The 19,804-nt window shown below is 42.0% G+C and carries 14 protein-coding genes; 6 read left to right on the forward strand and 8 right to left on the reverse strand.

Annotated elements, in window-relative coordinates:
* Positions 1 to 31: 31 nt before the first annotated feature.
* From N6G83_RS42025 to N6G83_RS42035, 3 genes are all read right to left on the reverse strand, one after another.
* Positions 32 to 3,058 (reverse strand): ATP-binding protein, encoded by a 3,027-nt coding sequence (locus N6G83_RS42025; protein ID WP_260524157.1) that lies wholly within the window; start codon positions 3,056 to 3,058, stop codon positions 32 to 34.
* 31 nt (positions 3,059 to 3,089) lie between these two features.
* Positions 3,090 to 3,743 (reverse strand): response regulator transcription factor, encoded by a 654-nt coding sequence (locus N6G83_RS42030; RefSeq protein WP_029711170.1) that lies wholly within the window; start codon positions 3,741 to 3,743, stop codon positions 3,090 to 3,092.
* 404 nt (positions 3,744 to 4,147) lie between these two features.
* Entirely contained in the window at positions 4,148 to 4,675 is a 528-nt protein-coding gene (locus tag N6G83_RS42035; protein WP_211134903.1) for a LuxR C-terminal-related transcriptional regulator, read from the reverse strand.
* 1,719 nt (positions 4,676 to 6,394) lie between these two features.
* Between N6G83_RS42035 and N6G83_RS42040 the strand changes: the two genes are divergently transcribed.
* From N6G83_RS42040 to N6G83_RS42065, 6 genes are all read left to right on the forward strand, one after another.
* On the forward strand, positions 6,395 to 6,916 hold the full coding sequence (locus tag N6G83_RS42040) for a fimbrial protein (protein WP_211136731.1): 522 nt from the start codon (positions 6,395 to 6,397) through the stop codon (positions 6,914 to 6,916).
* Between the two features lie 65 nt (positions 6,917 to 6,981).
* Positions 6,982 to 7,719, forward strand: a complete 738-nt coding sequence (locus N6G83_RS42045) for a molecular chaperone (protein WP_211136732.1) — start codon at positions 6,982 to 6,984, stop codon at positions 7,717 to 7,719.
* Positions 7,720 to 7,754: 35 nt separating this feature from the next.
* Positions 7,755 to 10,292 (forward strand): fimbria/pilus outer membrane usher protein, encoded by a 2,538-nt coding sequence (locus tag N6G83_RS42050; RefSeq protein ID WP_211136733.1) that lies wholly within the window; start codon positions 7,755 to 7,757, stop codon positions 10,290 to 10,292.
* A gap of 17 nt (positions 10,293 to 10,309) precedes the next feature.
* On the forward strand, positions 10,310 to 11,509 hold the full coding sequence (locus N6G83_RS42055) for a fimbrial protein (RefSeq protein WP_211136734.1): 1,200 nt from the start codon (positions 10,310 to 10,312) through the stop codon (positions 11,507 to 11,509).
* A gap of 80 nt (positions 11,510 to 11,589) precedes the next feature.
* Positions 11,590 to 12,219 (forward strand): response regulator transcription factor, encoded by a 630-nt coding sequence (locus N6G83_RS42060; protein ID WP_211136735.1) that lies wholly within the window; start codon positions 11,590 to 11,592, stop codon positions 12,217 to 12,219.
* 143 nt (positions 12,220 to 12,362) lie between these two features.
* The gene (locus N6G83_RS42065) at positions 12,363 to 13,010 is read left to right on the forward strand and encodes a helix-turn-helix transcriptional regulator (protein ID WP_211136736.1); all 648 of its coding nucleotides are present in this window, start codon (positions 12,363 to 12,365) and stop codon (positions 13,008 to 13,010) included.
* A 325-nt stretch (positions 13,011 to 13,335) separates the two neighbouring features.
* On the opposite strand, the gene N6G83_RS42070 is transcribed toward N6G83_RS42065, so the two are convergent.
* From N6G83_RS42070 to N6G83_RS42090, 5 genes are read right to left on the reverse strand one after another with little or no spacing between them, the layout of a single operon-like run.
* Positions 13,336 to 14,115 (reverse strand): molecular chaperone, encoded by a 780-nt coding sequence (locus N6G83_RS42070; protein ID WP_211136737.1) that lies wholly within the window; start codon positions 14,113 to 14,115, stop codon positions 13,336 to 13,338.
* A 5-nt stretch (positions 14,116 to 14,120) separates the two neighbouring features.
* Complete coding sequence (locus N6G83_RS42075) at positions 14,121 to 15,281, reverse strand: fimbrial protein (protein ID WP_211136738.1); 1,161 nt, start codon at positions 15,279 to 15,281, stop codon at positions 14,121 to 14,123.
* A gap of 11 nt (positions 15,282 to 15,292) precedes the next feature.
* Positions 15,293 to 17,863: a fimbria/pilus outer membrane usher protein gene (locus N6G83_RS42080; RefSeq protein WP_211136739.1), complete on the reverse strand. Its 2,571-nt coding sequence runs from the start codon at positions 17,861 to 17,863 to the stop codon at positions 15,293 to 15,295.
* A complete protein-coding gene (locus tag N6G83_RS42085; protein ID WP_211136740.1) occupies positions 17,829 to 18,596 on the reverse strand; it encodes a molecular chaperone in 768 nt (255 codons plus the stop codon). The genes N6G83_RS42080 and N6G83_RS42085 overlap by 35 nt, the downstream gene beginning before the upstream one ends.
* 53 nt (positions 18,597 to 18,649) lie before the next feature.
* Positions 18,650 to 19,195: a fimbrial protein gene (locus tag N6G83_RS42090; RefSeq protein ID WP_211136741.1), complete on the reverse strand. Its 546-nt coding sequence runs from the start codon at positions 19,193 to 19,195 to the stop codon at positions 18,650 to 18,652.
* Positions 19,196 to 19,804 lie beyond the last annotated feature (609 nt).

Consider the following 19,804-nt stretch of genomic DNA (forward strand, 5'->3'; position numbering starts at 1 on the left):
CAGATAAATGACGACGCTGTGAACCATCTGTTTACTCAAGGTTGAGATATCCAAGTTTGTCTAGCTGGCTCTTAAAGTCATCAAGCTGTTGCGCCAAAAATGTCAGAGCCTGTGAGATTGCGTCCGGGTTTGGCACATTTTCGCGACACAGGGTATCTAATTGATTACATATGCTCACAATGTCATCTTGATGAATAAAACTAAATGGGCCTTTGAGTCTATGTATGGTTTCAGATAGTAACTGCCAATCCCCATTCTGCCGGTGAAGTTGTGCTTCGAGCCGATCGGCCAACGTACTTTGCCAAAGTGACTTTAAGAATATCGCGACTGCAGATTGCTGATTTGCCAAAGCTTCCAGTAAACGTTGTTGTAAACCTTGGTCTAAAGAAAGTTCAGTGCTGGGATTAAGGGGGGATAGACAAAACTGTGGCAATATTTCGGCCCATTTCGCCAGACCTATAGGCTTACGTAAACAAAGATCCATCCCCGCAGCTATTGCCTCGCCAAATATTTCAGGTTCTACAAAAGCAGTTAAACCAACGATCGGGACTCTGGTTTCTCCTCGTATGACTTCACGCTGGCGTATTTTTTCTGCCAACGTCATTCCTGACATTATTGGCATAGCGACATCGGTGATGATTAAGGAAAATTTGTTATTAGCCATCAATTCCAGAGCTTGTACCCCGTCATTTGCAGTCGTGACGTTGGCACCGAGTTGCTGCAATTGAGTAGATAGCAATATTCTATTCGCAGAATGATCGTCAACGATGAGTATCGGGGGAGACTCCGGCAATGATTGCACCGAAGTGGCTGCGTCAATTGGCAAAGCGTTCTCAACGGGTTGCACCGCAGGAAATGTGACACAGACATGCAGTTGTGTACCTTTACCCAGTTCGCTGTTCAACGTAATGTAGCCTGCCATCATATCCAATAGGCGTCTGCTAATGGTTAAACCTAAACCGGTGCCTCCGGAATATCTTGCAGTATCCTCAATCTGAGTAAATGGTGAGAACAATCTTGGAATGTCCGATGTTGCAATCCCTACGCCCGTATCACTAACTTCGAATGTTACTGTTATGGAATCGCTATCAGGTTTTCTATTGGCCGTGCATTGGAAGGTAATCTTTCCTTGCCGGGTAAACTTCACCGCATTGGACAGCAGGTTGGCTAAGATCTGGCGCAGTCGCAAAGGATCCGCCAGTAGCCAACAATCTGTCGCATCTCCGTTGAACTCCAAAATAAAATCAAGACCTTTACTCTTGGCCATAGGAGAAAACATCCGTTCTAACAATCCAAGCTGTTCAGACAGACAGACAGGTTGTGGTTGCAAAACCATTTTATCTGCTTCAATCTTGGATAAATCCAGAAGATCATCAATAAGCATTAATAAATGTTGAGATGATTCATTGGCAATTGTCAATTCATTGCGTTGTTGCAGCGCTAATTCATTACTGTGTAGCTGCAATTCCAACATGCCAATGATCACGTTCAACGGGGTACGAATTTCGTGACTTATCGTAGACAGGAAAGTTGACTTGGCACGATTCGCCTTGTCGGCGAGTTCCTTAGCCTGGCGCAGCGCTGTCTCAAGACTTGTACGTTCGCTGATGTCCAGCCAACCACTTAACATACCCACAATATCGCCAAGGCTGTTATAGAAAGGAATGCTCCAGGTATATAAATGACTGGTTTCATGTTCGGTAGTAAAACTCAAGTCTTTAAAACAGGCTTTTCCGGTATCCTTCGATTGATAATAGATCTCTCTGAGTTGAGTGAAGAAATGGGGATGTTCATTAAGTATGAAGAGAGTGGGTTCATCAGCATCGGAGGCTGGGATTTGCAATAGCTCCATAAAAGCTGGATTGCCTGATTCTATTTGAAAATCAGCTTTCACGACAAACATTGCTAATGGTAAGTTATCAAACAGTACTCGTTGAAAAGACAGTTCATCCAGTAATTTTATTTCCGTGCTCTTTCTTTTTTTTACCTGTATCCACAATAATTTAATCCAGAACAAAGAGAATATAATAATAATAAAAAAAACAGTGGCACCTACAAGGAATTTATTTTGATTCCAAAGGAATGATTTCTCTGGGAAAGGTGAGTTGGCATCATACTGTTGTTTTAATTCAAAGTAATTAGTTGGCAATCCCAGTATCACTTTGTTCATTATACTCAGAAACTCAGGTTGGCCTTTAGCGACACCTATACTGTAAGGAATATAGCTAGGGGGGGGGAATGCGGGCCCATCAATCACCAATTCATTCTGGTAGTTATGTGAAATCTCGTAACTTGCAAGAGTAAAATCAGCGACGACCGCATCGACATTACCTTGGGTTAATAACTTTAAAGCATCTGATGTTTTTGATTGTAATGTCATATTGACCGGAAAAGACTTGAATTCCTCTAGTAATGCGCGCTTGGGTGATGCTGTTAACGCAATAATCTTTCCCTTTAAGGCTGCCATACTCTTAAAGTGTGGCCCTTCTTTACGTGAGATGATGACTAGCAATGAATAGTTGTAGGGGATAGTTAGCGACAGTAAGTCAGGTTTATCTTTAGGCGTTTTATAGATATAAGGTATAAATGTGCTATTCCCTTGTTGAATATCAGTGAACAACTCTTGTTGTGTGCGCCTTAACCGGCCCTGAAAAACGACACCAATACGCTGACCTAGATCATCAAGTTTTTCAGCAGCAAAGCCTGCGGGTGTACCTGTAGTTGAGGAAAAAGATAACGGTGTCTCATCATTGGTGATACTATAAAATATTATCGGGTGAGATTTTATCCAATCTTGTTCATCCTGATTGAAAATAATTTTTTTTTCCGATTTTTTTGCATCCCTGAATAGGTAACTCTCAGGTTTTAGGAGGGAAGGTGAATAGCTTGACAAACAACACTCTTTTATCAATTTGGTTGCTGTAAAGGAGGCGGTTGCCGTTTCAATTTTAGTGAATGGCTGTTTTTTTAGGGGTTCGATAGCAGTGACCTTAAAAGAAGTACTAACACTAAAAATAGCTAAAAACATAAAAATAAAATTTATTTTAGCGTTGTTCATAAAATACCTCCTTCTGAAACTCTATAATAAATCAGCCTCCATTGATTAAGCCATGAAGTATGGCGAATGAAGCTATCTCAACAGAACTATTAAGGTTAAGTTTTTTCTTTATATTTAGTTTGTGAGTGCTAACTGTTTTTTCACTTATATTTAATGCCTGTGCAATACCTATGTTACTCTGCCCTTTAGCTAGAGCAATAAAAATAGTGAGTTCTCGATGTGTCAATCTATTAACTATGTCGCCAGTGTCCGAGGTCTTAACTTCTTTACTCCATTGAGAATTCGAAGGGAAACAGTTATATCCAGCAAGTACTGAACGTACCATGCTCAATATTTCCTCCGTGGTGCAACTCTTACTGATATATCCATTACACCCTATTGCGGCTAGTTTTTCAGCGTAAATACGCGGATCATGACTTGAAAAAATTAATATCTTTGAGTTTGCGGCATGATTCTTAATGTTGAAAACAAGCTCGAGACCGTTGGTGTCAGGTAAGATTAAGTCAAGTATAATTAGGTCAGGCTTTAGCTTTTTGACAGCTAATATACCTTCTTGGCCATTACTTGCCTCACCAATAACATCAATATTATTTTCTGTCGACAGGATGGTTCTAAGTGCAAAACGTACTGATGGGTGATCCTCAATAATAACGACTGACTTATTCAACTGAACGTCAAGGGCCATGATACTACTCCAGAACCATATATAATAAAACCGACTTATTAACCCAATTTAAGCATTATGATTTCTAATGGTTATTATCATTATAGTTCATTTATAGAATTATGCTGTTTTTTTAAGTAAATGATATCATTTTGGCCCAGCGTAGCAAAAATCTAATGCGATTAGCGGCATTTAATAGTTTCTTAACCTGCTACCAAACTCGTTTTGTAACAAGAAATGTAGAGCGGATGTACAGAATACACTCCGTTCTTCTCCAACAAAAAACTAATTTTAATGGGGCGGTGAAAATTATCCAGAATGATTTCAGGAATAACGCTAATTTATTTCAAATGCCACCTTATTAGCTGTTTAAATCATGTTTTTATCTTCTGGCTGACTTGTTTAATATGAAAAAATCCAACGGTTCAGATCATATGCAAATGTGAGAGTGTTCTAACACCTAGTTTTTTTAGAGCATTTTCTTGCTGAGTGTAAACTGTTTTTATGCTCACTGCTAACAGTCGGCTCAGATTGTATACATCTATTCCCTGAAGTCTATAGCTTAAAATGCTTGCCTCTTTATAACTCAATTTACATATTTTAGGAAGGTTTGATATAACGTGTCCTTTAACTATGCTTTTAATGTAATTTTCGTCTACCTTGCAGGATAAGAATGAAGTAAATAAATTAGTATTTAGCAATCCATTTCTATCATAGGGGAGTATATATGCACGACAACAAAAATAATTTAGCATCACTAATATAGACATTGTGAAATTAAAGCCGCCAGCGGCTATCATAAATACATCATCTTCCATTATAAAACCATTTTTATGTGAATTCATCATCATTCTAATAGTAATGAGTTTAACTGAAATTCCGTATTCCTTTTCTACTAAATCATTCAAACCGGCATGGAAAAACATATCTTCTGAAAATAAATAAATATTCAAATCACCCACCTAAAATTACAAATTAAAAATACCCGATTATTGATTTTCATTGATTTCTTATTTTACCCAAGGTAACTCAGAGCAAGATTTAACATTAAAAATCAATAAGTTTAAAATTATAACTTGTTAAAAAAATCTTCAACGTTCCCTGGAGGGGGCTCAAGAGAAAGATTAGATAAAATATACTAATGGTATCGAAAATAGTGTTATCTATTGTATATTTAATGCCTGTTTCATGTGGGGCCTCAAGCTATAATGTGCCCTCATACAACTCTCGTTATGACTGACTTGCAGTCGTGAGATAATAGCTGTAAAGACCATTTAGGTAGTCGTCATCTTACCTTTATAGTGACCCAATCACCCTTTCCTACAGTACAACGACTGAACTTAGGCAGTTCCCAGTAATTTATCAAACTATTGCTTCTGACTATGACTGATAACCCAGTGTTTTACGTTCAATTTTTATTGTCATCAGATCATAATCGATTCTTATTATCCCTGCTTATGATACTGAGGTAAATGTCAATTGGGTATATGTTTTGTTATTTAACAAAAAATAGCATTTTAATCCTGTAAGTCAATTGAGGTGCAGCAATTAATTTTATTGATTTAACTAAAGCAGCATAATATATCAATCGGCATAGGACAAAGCAAATGTTGATAGGTACACGCTGCAAGTATATGAAATTAGTTTTAATTGTAAATGGTGTGTTAAAAATAGACCGTAATAGCCAAATTAATCTCTCGTTAAGCTATAACGAGCGGTTCAATATATATAGTAGTGAAAATAGATAGGTAGTAGACGGAGGGAGTGAGCCGCTGACATGAAAGTGCATATCACTCTTATGAAGGTGATATCACGTGGTCTTTAAGTTGTGTGGGTTAACATGAAGAAAATTAGACAGCTGTTTGTGCCGCTATCAGCAATACTCGCTCAACCGATGTGAGAACTTCGACTACCTGGCCTGCGATTGCCACAAAAGACACTACCCACCAATAGGTTGTTACTCCGTTTGGCAGTTTTCAGGTCTACTACGCTGGCTGCATCGAGGGTTTTAGCCACCGGAAAAATCAGCTTGATTGTGGCTAAAACATTTACCGTCTTGAAATAAACTGGCCGTTAAGACGGGTGATTGGCACCGTTGACCAATTAGGAGACTTCTTTGCCCTGTTCGACAAGCATTACCGACAATGGCCAGGTTTAGATGCGGATACTGAAACTACCATGATTTATAACGCCTAAACTTACCTTACCATCTGTATCTGAGTAGATAAATGCTCCTATTTTCAGTCAGCGTCAGGTAAAACCGGCGTTGCAATGACATCTGTATCCTATATCGAACGGATCCACGGTATATTGGAACATGATATAACTATATTGACAAATACGAATGCTTATCAATTAATATAAACACAACGGATATATCGTTATAAATATAACAAAAACAATGGGATGGTATATTTTATAACGGTGTTCTGAGTAAAAAATAAGTAAAATCCTAGAAAAATTCAGGAAAAGGCTTACCCCAAAATGGGGGATTCATATCTATACACAAATAGGAAAAGATAACTATTATAGTCAGGCATTCAAGGCTAAGTGTGTTCTGCTTTGTCGGGGTGTTGAGTTATTAATACGCCCTAGTTCGCTAGGGAATGACTCAAATGATATGATCTAGTCAATAGATTATAGGGAAACTTACTTCTTAAATGGTATTTTAAATGAAAAAAATTGCATTAGCATTATCATTCATCTTGGCTGGTGCCTCCCATTTGGCAAGTGCTGCGGATGGCCAAGTTAATTTCACCGGTAATATCACTGCAAGCACCTGTTCAATTAATGGTGGCGTTACGACTCCGCAATTAGTTAATCTGGGCAATGTTCCGGCATCATCCCTGATGACTTCCGGGCAGACTGCTGGCGCGAAAAACTTCGCAATAGAATTGACAGGCTGTACAGGTGGTAACACCGCGGTTGCCGCTCATTTCGAGTCTCTGACGTTGGGTAACCCGGCTGGCCGCTTGAATCTGGATGCTACCTCAGAAGCCAGTAATGTTGAAATCGCGCTCTATGACAGCATGGGTGCTTTGCAGCCTGTCAATGGTGTTATTCCAGCACAAACCTTCGTTACGCTGACTGGCGGTAATGCGACACTGAACTATGTTGCAGCCTATTACGCTACTGGTGAGGCTGAGGTAGGGACTGCAAATTCTGAAGTATCTTACACTCTTTCTTACCAGTAAGTTAGCTAAATTATCATATAGAGGGGGGTACCCCTCTATTCATTTTCGATTTTCACAAGACTAATATGAATAAAGTAAATCCCTATATCATCTTGGCATTGGTATTAAGTAACTATGTCAGTTATGCGTCCGCTAGCGTTATTATACACGGCACGCGTGTGGTCTTTCCTAGCGATAAACAGGAAGTTTCTCTGCGCATTGAAAATGACAATTCATTGCCAGTGCTAGTACAAGCATGGGTTGATGATGGTCATTCAGCCATGTCGGCAAAAATGCCTAAAACACCGTTTGCTATTACACCGCCAATGTTTCGTATGGAACCTAAGCAGGGACAGTCATTACGTATAATTTATAATGGTAGCATATCGGTAAAAGATAGAGAGTCTGTATTTTGGGTTAATGTTTTTGAAATACCGCCAACAGACGCCAATAATAAAGAAAATAGTTTACAGCTGGCATTCAGAAGTAGGATAAAACTATTTTATCGCCCAGCAGAACTGGCAACACCAAAAACGGATGAACTGGCTAAACAGATGCGGTGTACTGGCAACAAAGAGACACTGCAGATGTTGACGCTCAGTTGTAAAAATACATCGCCTTACTATCTGTCTTTTTCTCAGGTTGATGTCATGGTGAATAATAAGCCCGTGTCAGTTTCATTACAACGTTTTGGCATGATCGCACCATTCGGGTCCTTGAGTACCAAGGTTAAAGTGCCAGAAAGTACATTGCCTATGAAACTGAACTACCTTCTCATTAACGATCAAGGTGGTGCAAAGGAATACACTGAAATACTTTTATAACCTGCTTTGAATTATATAAGGATGACATTCTCTCTATGGACCAGATAAATGAAGAAAATACCAGAAATTTAGCGTCTAAAGTTGCTCTGGTATTATTATTAGCCAATGTGACTCTGGTGGGTTCAGCCTGGGGTGCTGATGCATCTGTGATACCGCAGGATAGTTCCAAGGGACAGGCGTACTTATATAACACTAGTTTTTTAGTGGGCTCAGAAAAGGTCGATATTGCGCGTTTTGCATATGGTAATGATATTACACCAGGTAGTTATAGCATGTCTATTCTGGTTAATAAAAAGCTTGTGGGTAAGGCTAACTTACTCATTAAAGATATTGAAAATAAAAAAGTAGTCTGTCTGAGCAAAGAGCTAATAAGATTGCTGGATCTTAAGGTTGAAAATGCTCCGCTTGATTCAGACCCCGGCAGCTGTGTTTTACTCAACTCACTGATACCTACTGCCAGTTATATCATAAACATGCCAGACTTGGCTGTGGATTTTTCGATCCCGCAGGTTTACTTGCAACGTGAATCTCAAGGGGACGTTAGTCAAGCATTGTGGGATGCGGGTATTAACGCGGGCTTTATTAATTATAATGCAAACTATTATGAATCCCGTATTAATGGTAATCAACAGGCACTTACTAATTCTAACTTTTTCACCTTACTCAATAGTGGCGTGAACTTAGGTTTGTGGCAGCTGAGAAATAATTCCAACTATAGCAGCAGCAATAACGGCATTAGTAAATGGACAACGCTGAACAGTTATCTGCAACGACCATTACCAGCCTTTAAGGGTATGTTGGTAGCCGGTGAATACAATACATCCGGACAATACTTCGATAGCTTAAGCTTTCGTGGCATCCAACTTGCTTCCGATGACCGCATGCTGCCTGCTTCACAGCAGGGTTTTGCACCGGTAGTACGTGGTGTAGCGCGTACCAATGCACTGGTACAAGTAAGCCAGCGAGGAGTCTTGCTAAATAAAACTACCGTTGCTCCTGGCGCTTTTGCGATCGATGATCTTTATCCTACTGGATATGGCGGTGAACTGGATGTGGTTGTTACTGAAACTGATGGGACGGTACAGACATTTTCAATACCTTACTCTTCGGTAGCATCATTATTACGGGACAATAGCTCCCGTTATGCTGTGACCTTTGGTCAGTTGAATAACCAAATTTTACGTAGCAAACCTACATTTTTGCAAGCACTCTATTCCCGTGGGATATCTAATAATGTCACGGCCTATGCAGGGAGTCAGTTCGCTGAAAATTATCAGTCTGCTGTAGTAGGTTCAGCATTCAATACCCGTCTTGGCGCACTGGGGGTTGATATTACAGGCTCATCGGCAGACCTGCCATCGGGTAACAGCCGAGGTTGGAGTGTTAAAGCCTCTCATAGCAAATATTTGGAAATTAGCCAAACGTTTTTATCATTAGCGACCTATCGCTATTCTGATAAGGGTTATTATGGCTTCAATGAGGCAGCACAGCAGCGTGAGCTGGATTATAGTCATGTTCTGCGCCAGAAAGGGCGCTTTGAACTGGCAATCAGTCAACAAGTTCTAGATTACGGTAGTCTCTTTATTTCTGGTTCTATCCTATCCTATTGGGATAGGCCTGGCTCATCGAGCAATTATCAGGCAGGATATTCATTTTTAGTTAAAAATATTAATGTCGGCACTTCTATTTCGCGAGTAAGCAATAATTCAGGCGAAAACGAAAATCAATATATGCTGACATTAAGTATCCCCTTTGGTAGTGAACGTTATGGATATCATAGTGTTAACACCAGCCTTAACACTAATAGCGAAGGCTTGTCGCAAACCACGCTGGGTCTTAATGGCTCATTGGGGCAGGATAACTCTCTGTCTTATGGAATGTCAGGCAGTACTGATTCCCATAATCAAAGCTCTGTGTCTGGCAATATGGCTAAAAATCACTCCATGGGGCAGGCATCAGTGTCAGCCAGTCAGGGAAGAAATTTCCGGCAATATGCCTTGGGGATGTCCGGCTCTGCGGTTGTTCATTCTGGTGGGTTGACTTTGGGGCAATATGCTGCAGATTCCATGGCATTGGTAGAGGCAAAAGATGCCGCAGGTGCCAGAGTGGAAAATATTTCAGGCGTCACTATTGACCGTTTCGGTTATGCGATTGTGCCTTATCTCAGTGCTTATCGCAATAATACTATTAATATCGATCCACAAGGCATGTCTGAAAATACGGAACTTTTAAGCAGTGGTAGCAAAGTTGTGCCCTACAGTGGCGCAATCGTCAAAGTTAAATTCGATACCCGTTCAGGAAATAAGGCGTTCATCGAAAGTACGACACCTGATGGTGAACCTTTACCTATGGGAGCAATGGTTGTGGATGAGAAGGGAAATAATGTCGGTATGGTTGGTCAGGGTGGCGTACTGTATGCCAGTGGCTTGAATGATGATGGACTGCTGCTTGTTTCTTGGCGATCCGATTTAACCGGACAGTGCCGTATTCGCTATCATTTTGCCAAAGAGAAAACGACTGACAAAACTCATGGGATGCGCCAATTATCCCTGCCATGTACACCTATGAAATAAGCTGCCAGAGAACAAGAATGAAACTATTTCTAGTAAATATTATACGTAATGAACGGGCGATAGGAGCTTTCCTTATCACCCTATTATCTGGCCTGTTACCGCAACAGGCACTGGCCGTTCGTGCCTGTGTCTATACCCCTGGCATTCCGGTACTGAGTCCCTACGTAGAAATACCCTCAGCAAATGGTATTGTCGCTGTAAATGATGGTAAATATCCCAGCCCGACGAATAGCACTTATGCCACGCCATCATCGAACAGCGGCAGTGCCGCATGGAGCATGACCTGTACAGCACCCGTGCAGGTTACTCCGGTGTTACAAACACACTTGATTCCAGATACCCGGTTTACCAATAAGGGTTATCCGAATATGCAGCAGACCACCGCCTATGGTAATGGTAACTATTACTATTCTGCAGAAATGTGGTACAACAGCCCGGCCGGGGATAAGGTCTGGTTTACCGGTGCTGCAGGTACTAATACTCTGGGCGCACCTTTTATCCTGGCTGCCAACGCAACGCCCACTAATCCAGTGGTGATCCGTATGCAGGATTTTGGGATCCAGAATGTGGGCTTTCAGGGGTATCAAACGGCTAACGCCGTAGCTGGTTCGTTTGCTTGGGGAACCGGCGGTCTCCTGCACTATATGCGATTTCGGATGGTTAATTATACCAGTTCGGACAAAACCGCTTATGATGATTTTTATTTCAACTTATATGTTGACCACGTGAATTTTTCGGTCCGTACCTGCGGCATTGTTTCCAGCGATCTGTATAAAACAGTAAATATGGGTAACCGGATTTCCTCTGAATTTTCCAGCCAGAATGTAGGGGCGACCACGACACCAGTATCATTCAAAATTGGCCTGCGTTGCTTGCCGAAAACCGCAGTCATTTATCGAGTTAATGCCAGTCAGGCTGATACCATCAATGATCCTAGTAATACGCGTGGCTTGATTGCATTCAGTGGCAGTAATGTGGCAAAAGGGTTTGCACTTCAGCTTAAATCATTACCTTTTGGGCAGTCTGGTGGGCAATACCAACCCGTTAAATTTGGTGTGGCAAACACCTCGTCCGCACTTGCCGTAGGTGATGCGGTGGGTAGCATGACCTCAGATATTATTCGGTTCACGGCTAACTATTACAGGACAGCAAATGCGCAGAGTTCCAGCAGTGGAACTGCAAATGCAACAGCAACTATTGATATCAATTATCAATAGCGTGTTTCAGATAATTTGCTATTCCTTAAAAAGTGGCTATGAAAATTCAATGAGTCCTTTCTGAAAATAGTGGTTTCTTTATGGATACTATAAATAAAGTCATTAAGCCATCAGTTTATATTATTGATGAGCATCCTATAGTTCGTGACTCTCTCGCGACATTAATCAGTACTCGCTTGGGTATGCGAGTTGTTGGCAACCCTGAAAATAACTTAGATCTCCTTGTGGAGATAGTGAAAGAAAAACCAGGGTTAATTATTCTGGATGTCAATATGTCAACCATGAAGGTGATTTCCAGTATAAAAAGAGAGTGCAAGAATACTAAGATATTAGTTTATTCTGGAAGTAATGAGGGGGTTTATTCGCGTAGGGTTTCCCAGATGGGGGCTAATGGTTTTATTTCCAGAAAACACTCGTTTGAGGTATTGTTGAATGCAATTAATTTAATTGTTAACGACATTAACTGTTTTCCAAGCTACGGCGATCATAGTGATGGCGTTCAGTTGGGTGTTTTTAGTCAGCTTTCAAAGCGAGAGGTTTCTATTGCTATCGCTTTAGCCAAAGGTCTTAAAAATAATGAGATCTCTAAATTCTTTAATATCAGTGCAAAGACAGTAAGTTCTCACAAGAGAAATATATTAGAAAAGTTGAATATTCATAGCGTAATCGACCTTGTTGGTTTGCTTGAAGTAAATAATATTATCGACTGAGTGCTGAATTTTTCAAGTGTATATTTTACGGTCAACATATTTATTATCTTTGGTTTTCCTATTTCATTTTAGCTGTTTTTGTAATGATTACGTTGTCAAGATGTCTGTTATGGATAACACGTAAAAAACTTAAGGATTTAAAAATGAGTATCAAGCATGCTACTATTTTACACCCGTGCCAATTCACCCGACTGGGATTAGGCGAGCTTCTGCCATCAAGTTGCAGAGTACTCAGTTCTGAAAAAATACATCAATGCCATTTACATCTACTTTCGGTAAATAAACCTAATCTTTTTATTATATCCTTGCAAGGCTCAGATTATACCGTAATGGATATTTTGTCTTTTATAGAAATTATTTTCCAAGAAAGTCATCAACACCGAGTGATAATAATTTTGGATGTATACAGAAGTTCCGGTTTGATAGATTACTTGCTGGAGACTTGTGCACGGATAGGTTTTATTGATACACAAAATTCTCTTTCATCTATCACGCGACAGATTAATGAACTCATGAGTAATGATTTGTCGGAATTTTCAGAGTATTTTAAGAAGGTAGCCAAACCTTTGTCGTTACGTGAGAGGCAAGTGTTAAATGGCATTTTAATGGAGTTTGATTATAAAAAGATATCTCAAGTTCTTTCTATTAGCCCTAAGTTAGTGGGGCATTACAAACGACAGGCGTTAAAAAAGTTAGGCGTTAGGACTATTCAGTCACTCTTAATTCCTACTAACCAATTGTTTAGGATCTCCCCTGTTCTGGCGTGCACTCAAATTTTCGCGCGGTTATAACTCGTATTGGTATGATAGTAATCATATATCCTTAAGGATAAACCGTGCGCTCTCAAACTGCTAACGAATCAACAGTGATTTGAATGATGTGTGTAATTATTGGGAACGTGACTGGTACATGAAATTACAGTTGCTTTATATTTTCCAACCCTCGCCCGCCTGATTCCAGGCTGGCGAGTCATCGTAAGGATGAAATTTACATCCTTGATGGGGGGAGTGATTTTACTGACTAATAACTCATCAAAAAGAATGGGGTAGCATATCGTTACTTTTCTGGTAACTCTGGGTTAACTCACCTGCACGCATAGCAATGACCATGAAGTCTCTAGTCATCCAAGGATTTCTCACTGTTAATTATCTCACCATAATCACCAATCGTTGAAATAAACACCATCATCGTCTTGTCAACGCTCCCTTTTATTTTTAATAGTGGATAGTCTTTTGTCGAGTAGGGGGGGATCATGCTCTCCTCAGGATGAAAACTGAAGATTGTTTTTTTTATATCATGTCCAATCGATATGGAGATCAGCGTCTGATTTATAGGCGTAGGATTCTCGATGCGTAGCATCTTCCCACCTTGATTGAGTAAGCTAAAGTGGAGTTTTTCCTCTACATGTGAAATGTCCATAGCGTTGACTTTCTGCGGTCGATAAAAAATTTTTATTCGGGTTATAAATGCCAGCTGAACTTCATTCGCTGGTACAATGCCTGCCGGTTTCGGGGGGATTTCCAAAACATTCAGCCAATATACCGATTCTTTGTCAGCAGGAACGTCGACATCGTTACCTGTAAACATCACCCGTAACCTTTGCGTCTTTTTCCCATCCAGACGTACGATCGGTGGGGTAATCACAAAAGGAACCGCAATTTTCTCAGGTGAAATACTATTGTCACCGAGGTCTATCCACATTTGCAACAGTACTGGCTGTGCCCCTTCATTACTTACGTTTAATGTGGATTCTTTATCCTTAGCACTGATAATCAGTCGTGTTTGGCCCAGAGAAATAGCCGCCCACGACGGATGAACAGATGACAGAGCCAGGGCTATAATCAGCCCGCGTAACAAAACGGGCACGGTATACAGGATTCGGCTTAACATTGTCATAGTGGTTACTTATAACTTGCGGTAAAGGTTATCGAGCTCTTGACCAAGCCCGGTGTGACCCCGGCTCCGGTTTGATACAAACCTGCATACAACGGCAGCGTATAATTTCCGTTGCTCACCGCTGGATTGTAACTGGTGAGTGAATAAGTGGTGCCAAAAGTCACCGGTGTCGTCGGATTCAACAATAGTTGCATTCCAACCCCAGTGGCTGTCGAACTACTATCGAGCACCACCACACCATTCGCCGCATTTGCCACAGAGGTGGTTGGCGTAAAGCTGTACTGCACAAGATTCATCCCACTAGAGCAATTATTAAATTTCAAAACAAAGGGTGTTAATCCTCCGGACGTCCCGATACCGGTAAACTGGTTTCGCCCGACCTCTGGTAGATTTACGGGCACATTTGGTGTGGTACAGGTTCCTCCAGTTAGGGTAATCAAATTCCCTGGCTGAAAATCGGCGATCATATAGGTGCCGCTACCAACTTGGGTGCCGACGGCGGTTGAAGAGACTTGCTTCCAGCGAACATATATCGGGTCGAACGCACTGGTGGTACCCGCTGTCAACGCCGTGGTGGTCTTGACAAAGAGAACTTGCACATCAACGCCGAAAGTAAAAGACCCATTGGTGTTGGATGTGGTGACCGAAGTGGTTGAATCCTGCTGCCCGCCTTGGGCGATCGTCAGCGGTTGCCAGGCACTGGTGGTGCCATTGATGGTATAGCGCCAACGGACTACATAGCCTAAACCTGCTTTAACGGTAGTGTTGTAGACGGTGTACGTCGATCCGTCCACATTCTTGCTTCCCCAGACGGTATAAGGCGGATAGCCCTGCGTGCTCATTTGTACTACCGCATTGGGATAGCTGGCCACCACCGGCGTACATTTCCAGGCGACAGGGTCCGATGAATTTATCCAGGTCCCCAGTAAATCCCCTACTTGAGCATTATTACCAATCTGGATCGTTGTAGTATTGAAGAACTGGTAATAGTTGCCCCCATTCCGCAGGCAGTCTACCACGTAACCCTCAGCTTTCGCTGGCGAGTGTATTCCTACCAGGATGGTAGCCAACAGAAAAAGCAGAACCATCCTTGCTCTGTCAATTACCTGTATTGTCAACTGTGGTACAACACAGTTGGTGACAGCTCGCATAGTCATCATCTTCATTTATTCCTTAATTACTTACAAATAGCATCAAGGCGACGGAAGTCGGCCGCAGTTTTAGCGATAAATTGCGGTAGATTGTACTTAAATTTACAACGTGCCCCAGCCTCATCGCCCCACTGTACGGTTAATTCCCCCTGCTGCTGTTTGACCCTTAATAATCCTTGACCCGACTGTGCGATATAACCGACGTTTCTGTGCGCTGTATCAAATACCGTTGCACCGAAGGGGAGCGGCAATCCACGGACATCTTTAGTATTAATCAGCACGGAATAACCCTCTGCCGTTTCATAGTGCAACAGAGTGACTGCCCCTGCCGTTGGCGCTACGTTCTGGCTAGTGCTTTTGAGTTCGATATCGTGGGAGATCCCTTTGGGGTCAATTTCAACTCCGTTCTGGCGATAGGGCGTCAGGTAAGGCACCACGGCGCGACCCCATTTATCCAGCCGCAAGCCGTTATAGTTGGTGACACGCGCCCCTTGGGCATTTTTAGCTTCAACAATTGCCGCGGTATCCCCCAACAGGGGGGTAAACACCACACCACCACTGTAAGCTACGATGCCCCCAGAAATATCGGCACCGTACTGCTGGTAATTTCGGCTGGTAGAGAAACTGCTGCCCAAGGTGGCATAAGGCGCTGACCAGGAAACACTACCTCCTCCTGTGGTGGTATTATGCATATTCTCACCGGAATAGCGGTCGCCATTAGCAAACATATTGTACCCATATTGCCGATCTTCCCCGACATTGCCGGCAACAGAATTCTGTATACCCCGGTGGTTTTTCTCTTGCGTGTAACTGGTGGTTAAGTAGGGAGTCTTATCGCTGAGACCCAATGGGAGTGATACGGTGAACATCACTTTGTTATCCCAGCTATTGGTGTTCAGATCGCGGATACGCCCGACGTTAACCCCATAGTTTATTCTCTTATAATAGTTACTATAACTCATCTGATATTCAGTATCGGTGCCGCTCTGATCCCAATAGTTCTGAATACTGGCATTGACTGAAATATTTCCCCACCCTTCAGGTAAAGCCTGTGACGCATTGATCTGTAGGCGGTTTCGGCGATTTACAGTGTTGTAGTGATAACTGCGATAAGTATCTTTTTGATACCTTTCACGTGTGGCCATTGCATCATCCATGTCGTAATAACCAGAGCTGGAGTATTGGTAGCTGGCCAGGGTGATGTTAGTATCGATTATCGGCAATATTTTAGCATAGGTCAGCCTTATACTTTGGCCTTGGTTTGTCTCATCATTTTTTAATTGACTTCTTGATTGGGTAATATCGGCGGAAATAGCGCCAATACCTGTGTTGAATGCTAGTCCGGCGGAGAACGACTGATAATTGGTTGAACCAATAGCCCCGGAATAGCCGGTAATAGTGTTCGAGAATCCTCGCCTTACGGTTCCCAACAATAAGGGGGGAGCCGAGGAAACTGCAGAGTTGTGATAGGTTCCGGAAACCACTGAATAGTGTGTTACCCCTGGGCGTAACAACTCGGGGATAGATGAATAAACCACCGTAAAACTATGCTCATTACCGTTCGCCTCTTTTACGGTGATCAACAGGTCCCCTCCAGAACCCGAAGGATAGAGATCATCTATCTGGAATGGGCCAGGGGGAACGGTAGTTTCGTAAATCTGGTTACCACGCTGAGAAACCTTTACCAGGGCCGTGGTATTAGCAACACCACGGATCACCGGGGCAAACCCACGCTGCGAGTCGGTATACATACGATCATCGGAAGCAACCTGAGCACCAATATAACCAATGCTGTCAAAAACCTGTCCATCGGTAGTTGACTGACCAAGCACCAGTTTGCTGCGCCAGTCAACCAACGCACGCTCTGTATATAATTCCGATCCCCGATAACTTGAGCCTTGCCCATTACCCCAGTTTGCTGTCGCACGGTAGCGCAAGCGCCAAACATCCCAGTTCAGTCCACCTCGCAATCCCAGATACTGCGATGTCTGAGCCGATGCCCTTGATTGCTCCGCATGATAGGCATTATAACTATACTGTAACATCGCGGCAGTGATGCCCTTATCCCATAATGCCGGGTTGACATAGCCTCTGGCGTGACGTTTGAGGATAATTTGTGGGGCTGAAACATTAAATTGTTGGCTTCCGCTATCATAAGCCGCAGAAGTACCAGGTACTAACTCATTCAATGCAACGCACTGCTCAGTAGAAGCCAGCTTGGCCTGGATCTCCTTGTTGACCTTATCCAGATCAAAGCCCAGCAGATCCATCAGCTTCAGCGTATAACAAGGTTGAGCAACCGTTGATGTAGCAACAGGCATCGCAAAGTTGATATTTTCGCGGCCCATCCATTGGTCATTTAAATAAATATCGACGCGGTGCATACCCGCAGATACCGGGTTACCCTGTTCAAATAAACTGACATTGACTGGTGACCGGAGGAATGAATCATTAAATTCCACGGTCTCTGCTGCGGATGCGAATGAGCTAAAAAAAAGCGCTAGCGGTGTTAGCGTGAACATACCTGCAAGTTGAGTCAACTTTGGTAGGTTTAAGCGGCCATTATTGGCTGATTTCGTTATCGAGCTTCCATTCATTATGTCTATCTCCACCAAAATCATCAATTACACTGTAAAAAATTGCGGCACCAGCCTGCGGTTGGCCTTTTAAGCCCTCTAGTGTAAATTTCAACTCATTGAACGGTGATATCATCCGTGGCTGTTTACCTATAGTCCCAAGAGTTGGTGATTCCTTTTTGTTTTTGAGTTCTAGACCACGTAGGGTAATAAAATAGGGCGAGGGATTTTTTACCCAAACCACGTGGTTTATTCCTTCCTTCTTTAAGCTGAATGATAGCTTTTCATAGGCTTGAGTTGGTGTCAGAGCCAAATTGGCGGGGCGATAAAACACTTTTATCCTGCTGCGAAAGGCGAATTGCATCAGATTAACACCCGCAGCTATTTGCTGTGTCGGTTTTGGCGGGACTTCAAGTACATTAAACCAGTATAGGGTTTCGCGATCTGCCACTGTAATTGGCTTGGTACGAGCAATTCTCAGTGCCTGTCCCTTACCCGGGTCAATACGTGCAATTGGCGGCATTATCGTAAAAGGGCTTTGTGCCGTGTTTGGCGTTGATTTTAAATCACCATCATCAATCCAGGATTGGATCAACAGTGGGTCCTTTCCTTTATTTTGCAATTGCAAAACGGACTCGCCATCTTGTTGGTTATAAATAACACGAGTCGTGTTAATCACCACTGCCGCTTGAGCAAGAGGGTAATTAAAAAATGAAAATAAACTGATTATGATAAAAGCTGTTTTGCGGAGCACACTCCACCCCTTATAGAAAGGTGGGGAAAACCCCCACCTGATACTAGTTATTATTATAGATAAATGATGGTGTAATCGACTTCGGTATTAACTGAACCCGCTTCGGCGGCACCTGTTGCATAGTAACGGGCAAAGTAATTCAACGTGGTAGTGCCAGCAGTGTTATCAACCTCGATATCGCCTTGCAGAGCGTCTGTTGCCCCAGCTTTAATCGGGCTTAATGTGGAGTTCAGCAGTTCAACTTGCACGTTAGTAGCGCCGCCAGAGCTGTCCGCATTGTTCAGACGGCCTGAACTCATCTCAACCATTGTGCCAGCTTCAAAGAAGGTATGTGCAGTAGTAAAGGTAGTACCTGAACAGTCTGACAAAGCAATACTGAAAGGCGTGGTACCCGCAGTATTACCCGCCAGAGATAACGCACTTGAAGGTACCGTCGGCAGAGTGACCGTAGCGATGTTACCCTGACCATTTACACTGATATTACAGGTAGTATCGGTAACTTTACCGGTGATATTGATGGTGCCACTAGTCGCTAAAGCAGAACCAGCAAAAGCCAAGCCGATTGCGCCAAGTAACAACGAAGATTTATTAAATTTCATAATGATTGCCATTCCATTTACATTATTTAAATTGGTTAGTGAGAACGGATTGAACCAATTTCAGTTGCAGAAGAAATCAATTTCTTCACCAGTTTACTTTTGAATCCATCATAACAGAGACTCCCTAACCTGTCGTTGGCCTGGTACTTTAGTTATTTATTAAAAAACCTTGATGCTAGAACTGGTGTTGGCGAACAGGTTAATAATAAATGGCCATTGAGTACCAAACTTGGAGCATAAGATAGAGGGGGCGCTTAATTCTGTCAATTATCTTGCTAATGTGTAGTCCTCTCTATTTTATTATTTTTTTTAAATTCCTTAATTTATCCTGGGAAAGTAAGTTATTAATGGTGAGAAAATCCTCACTTATAAACATGAAAAACCTTAATTTAAACTAAGGGAATTCTTGTTTATATAAGTAAGTTATACAGGATGCCATGAACCTAGAGTTTTATACCTGCGTTTATACTTATTTTGTTTTTTTTTATATAAATACAGTGAGTGGTAGTCATTTATACTGATACAGTCAATTTAGAGTGGTTTTTTTCGTAAAAAAAATAGTGTTGCTAAAGATCTGATTTTAACTAATTGAAAAATATGACATTTATT

This window comes from Serratia sp. PL7, assembly GCF_945957435.1.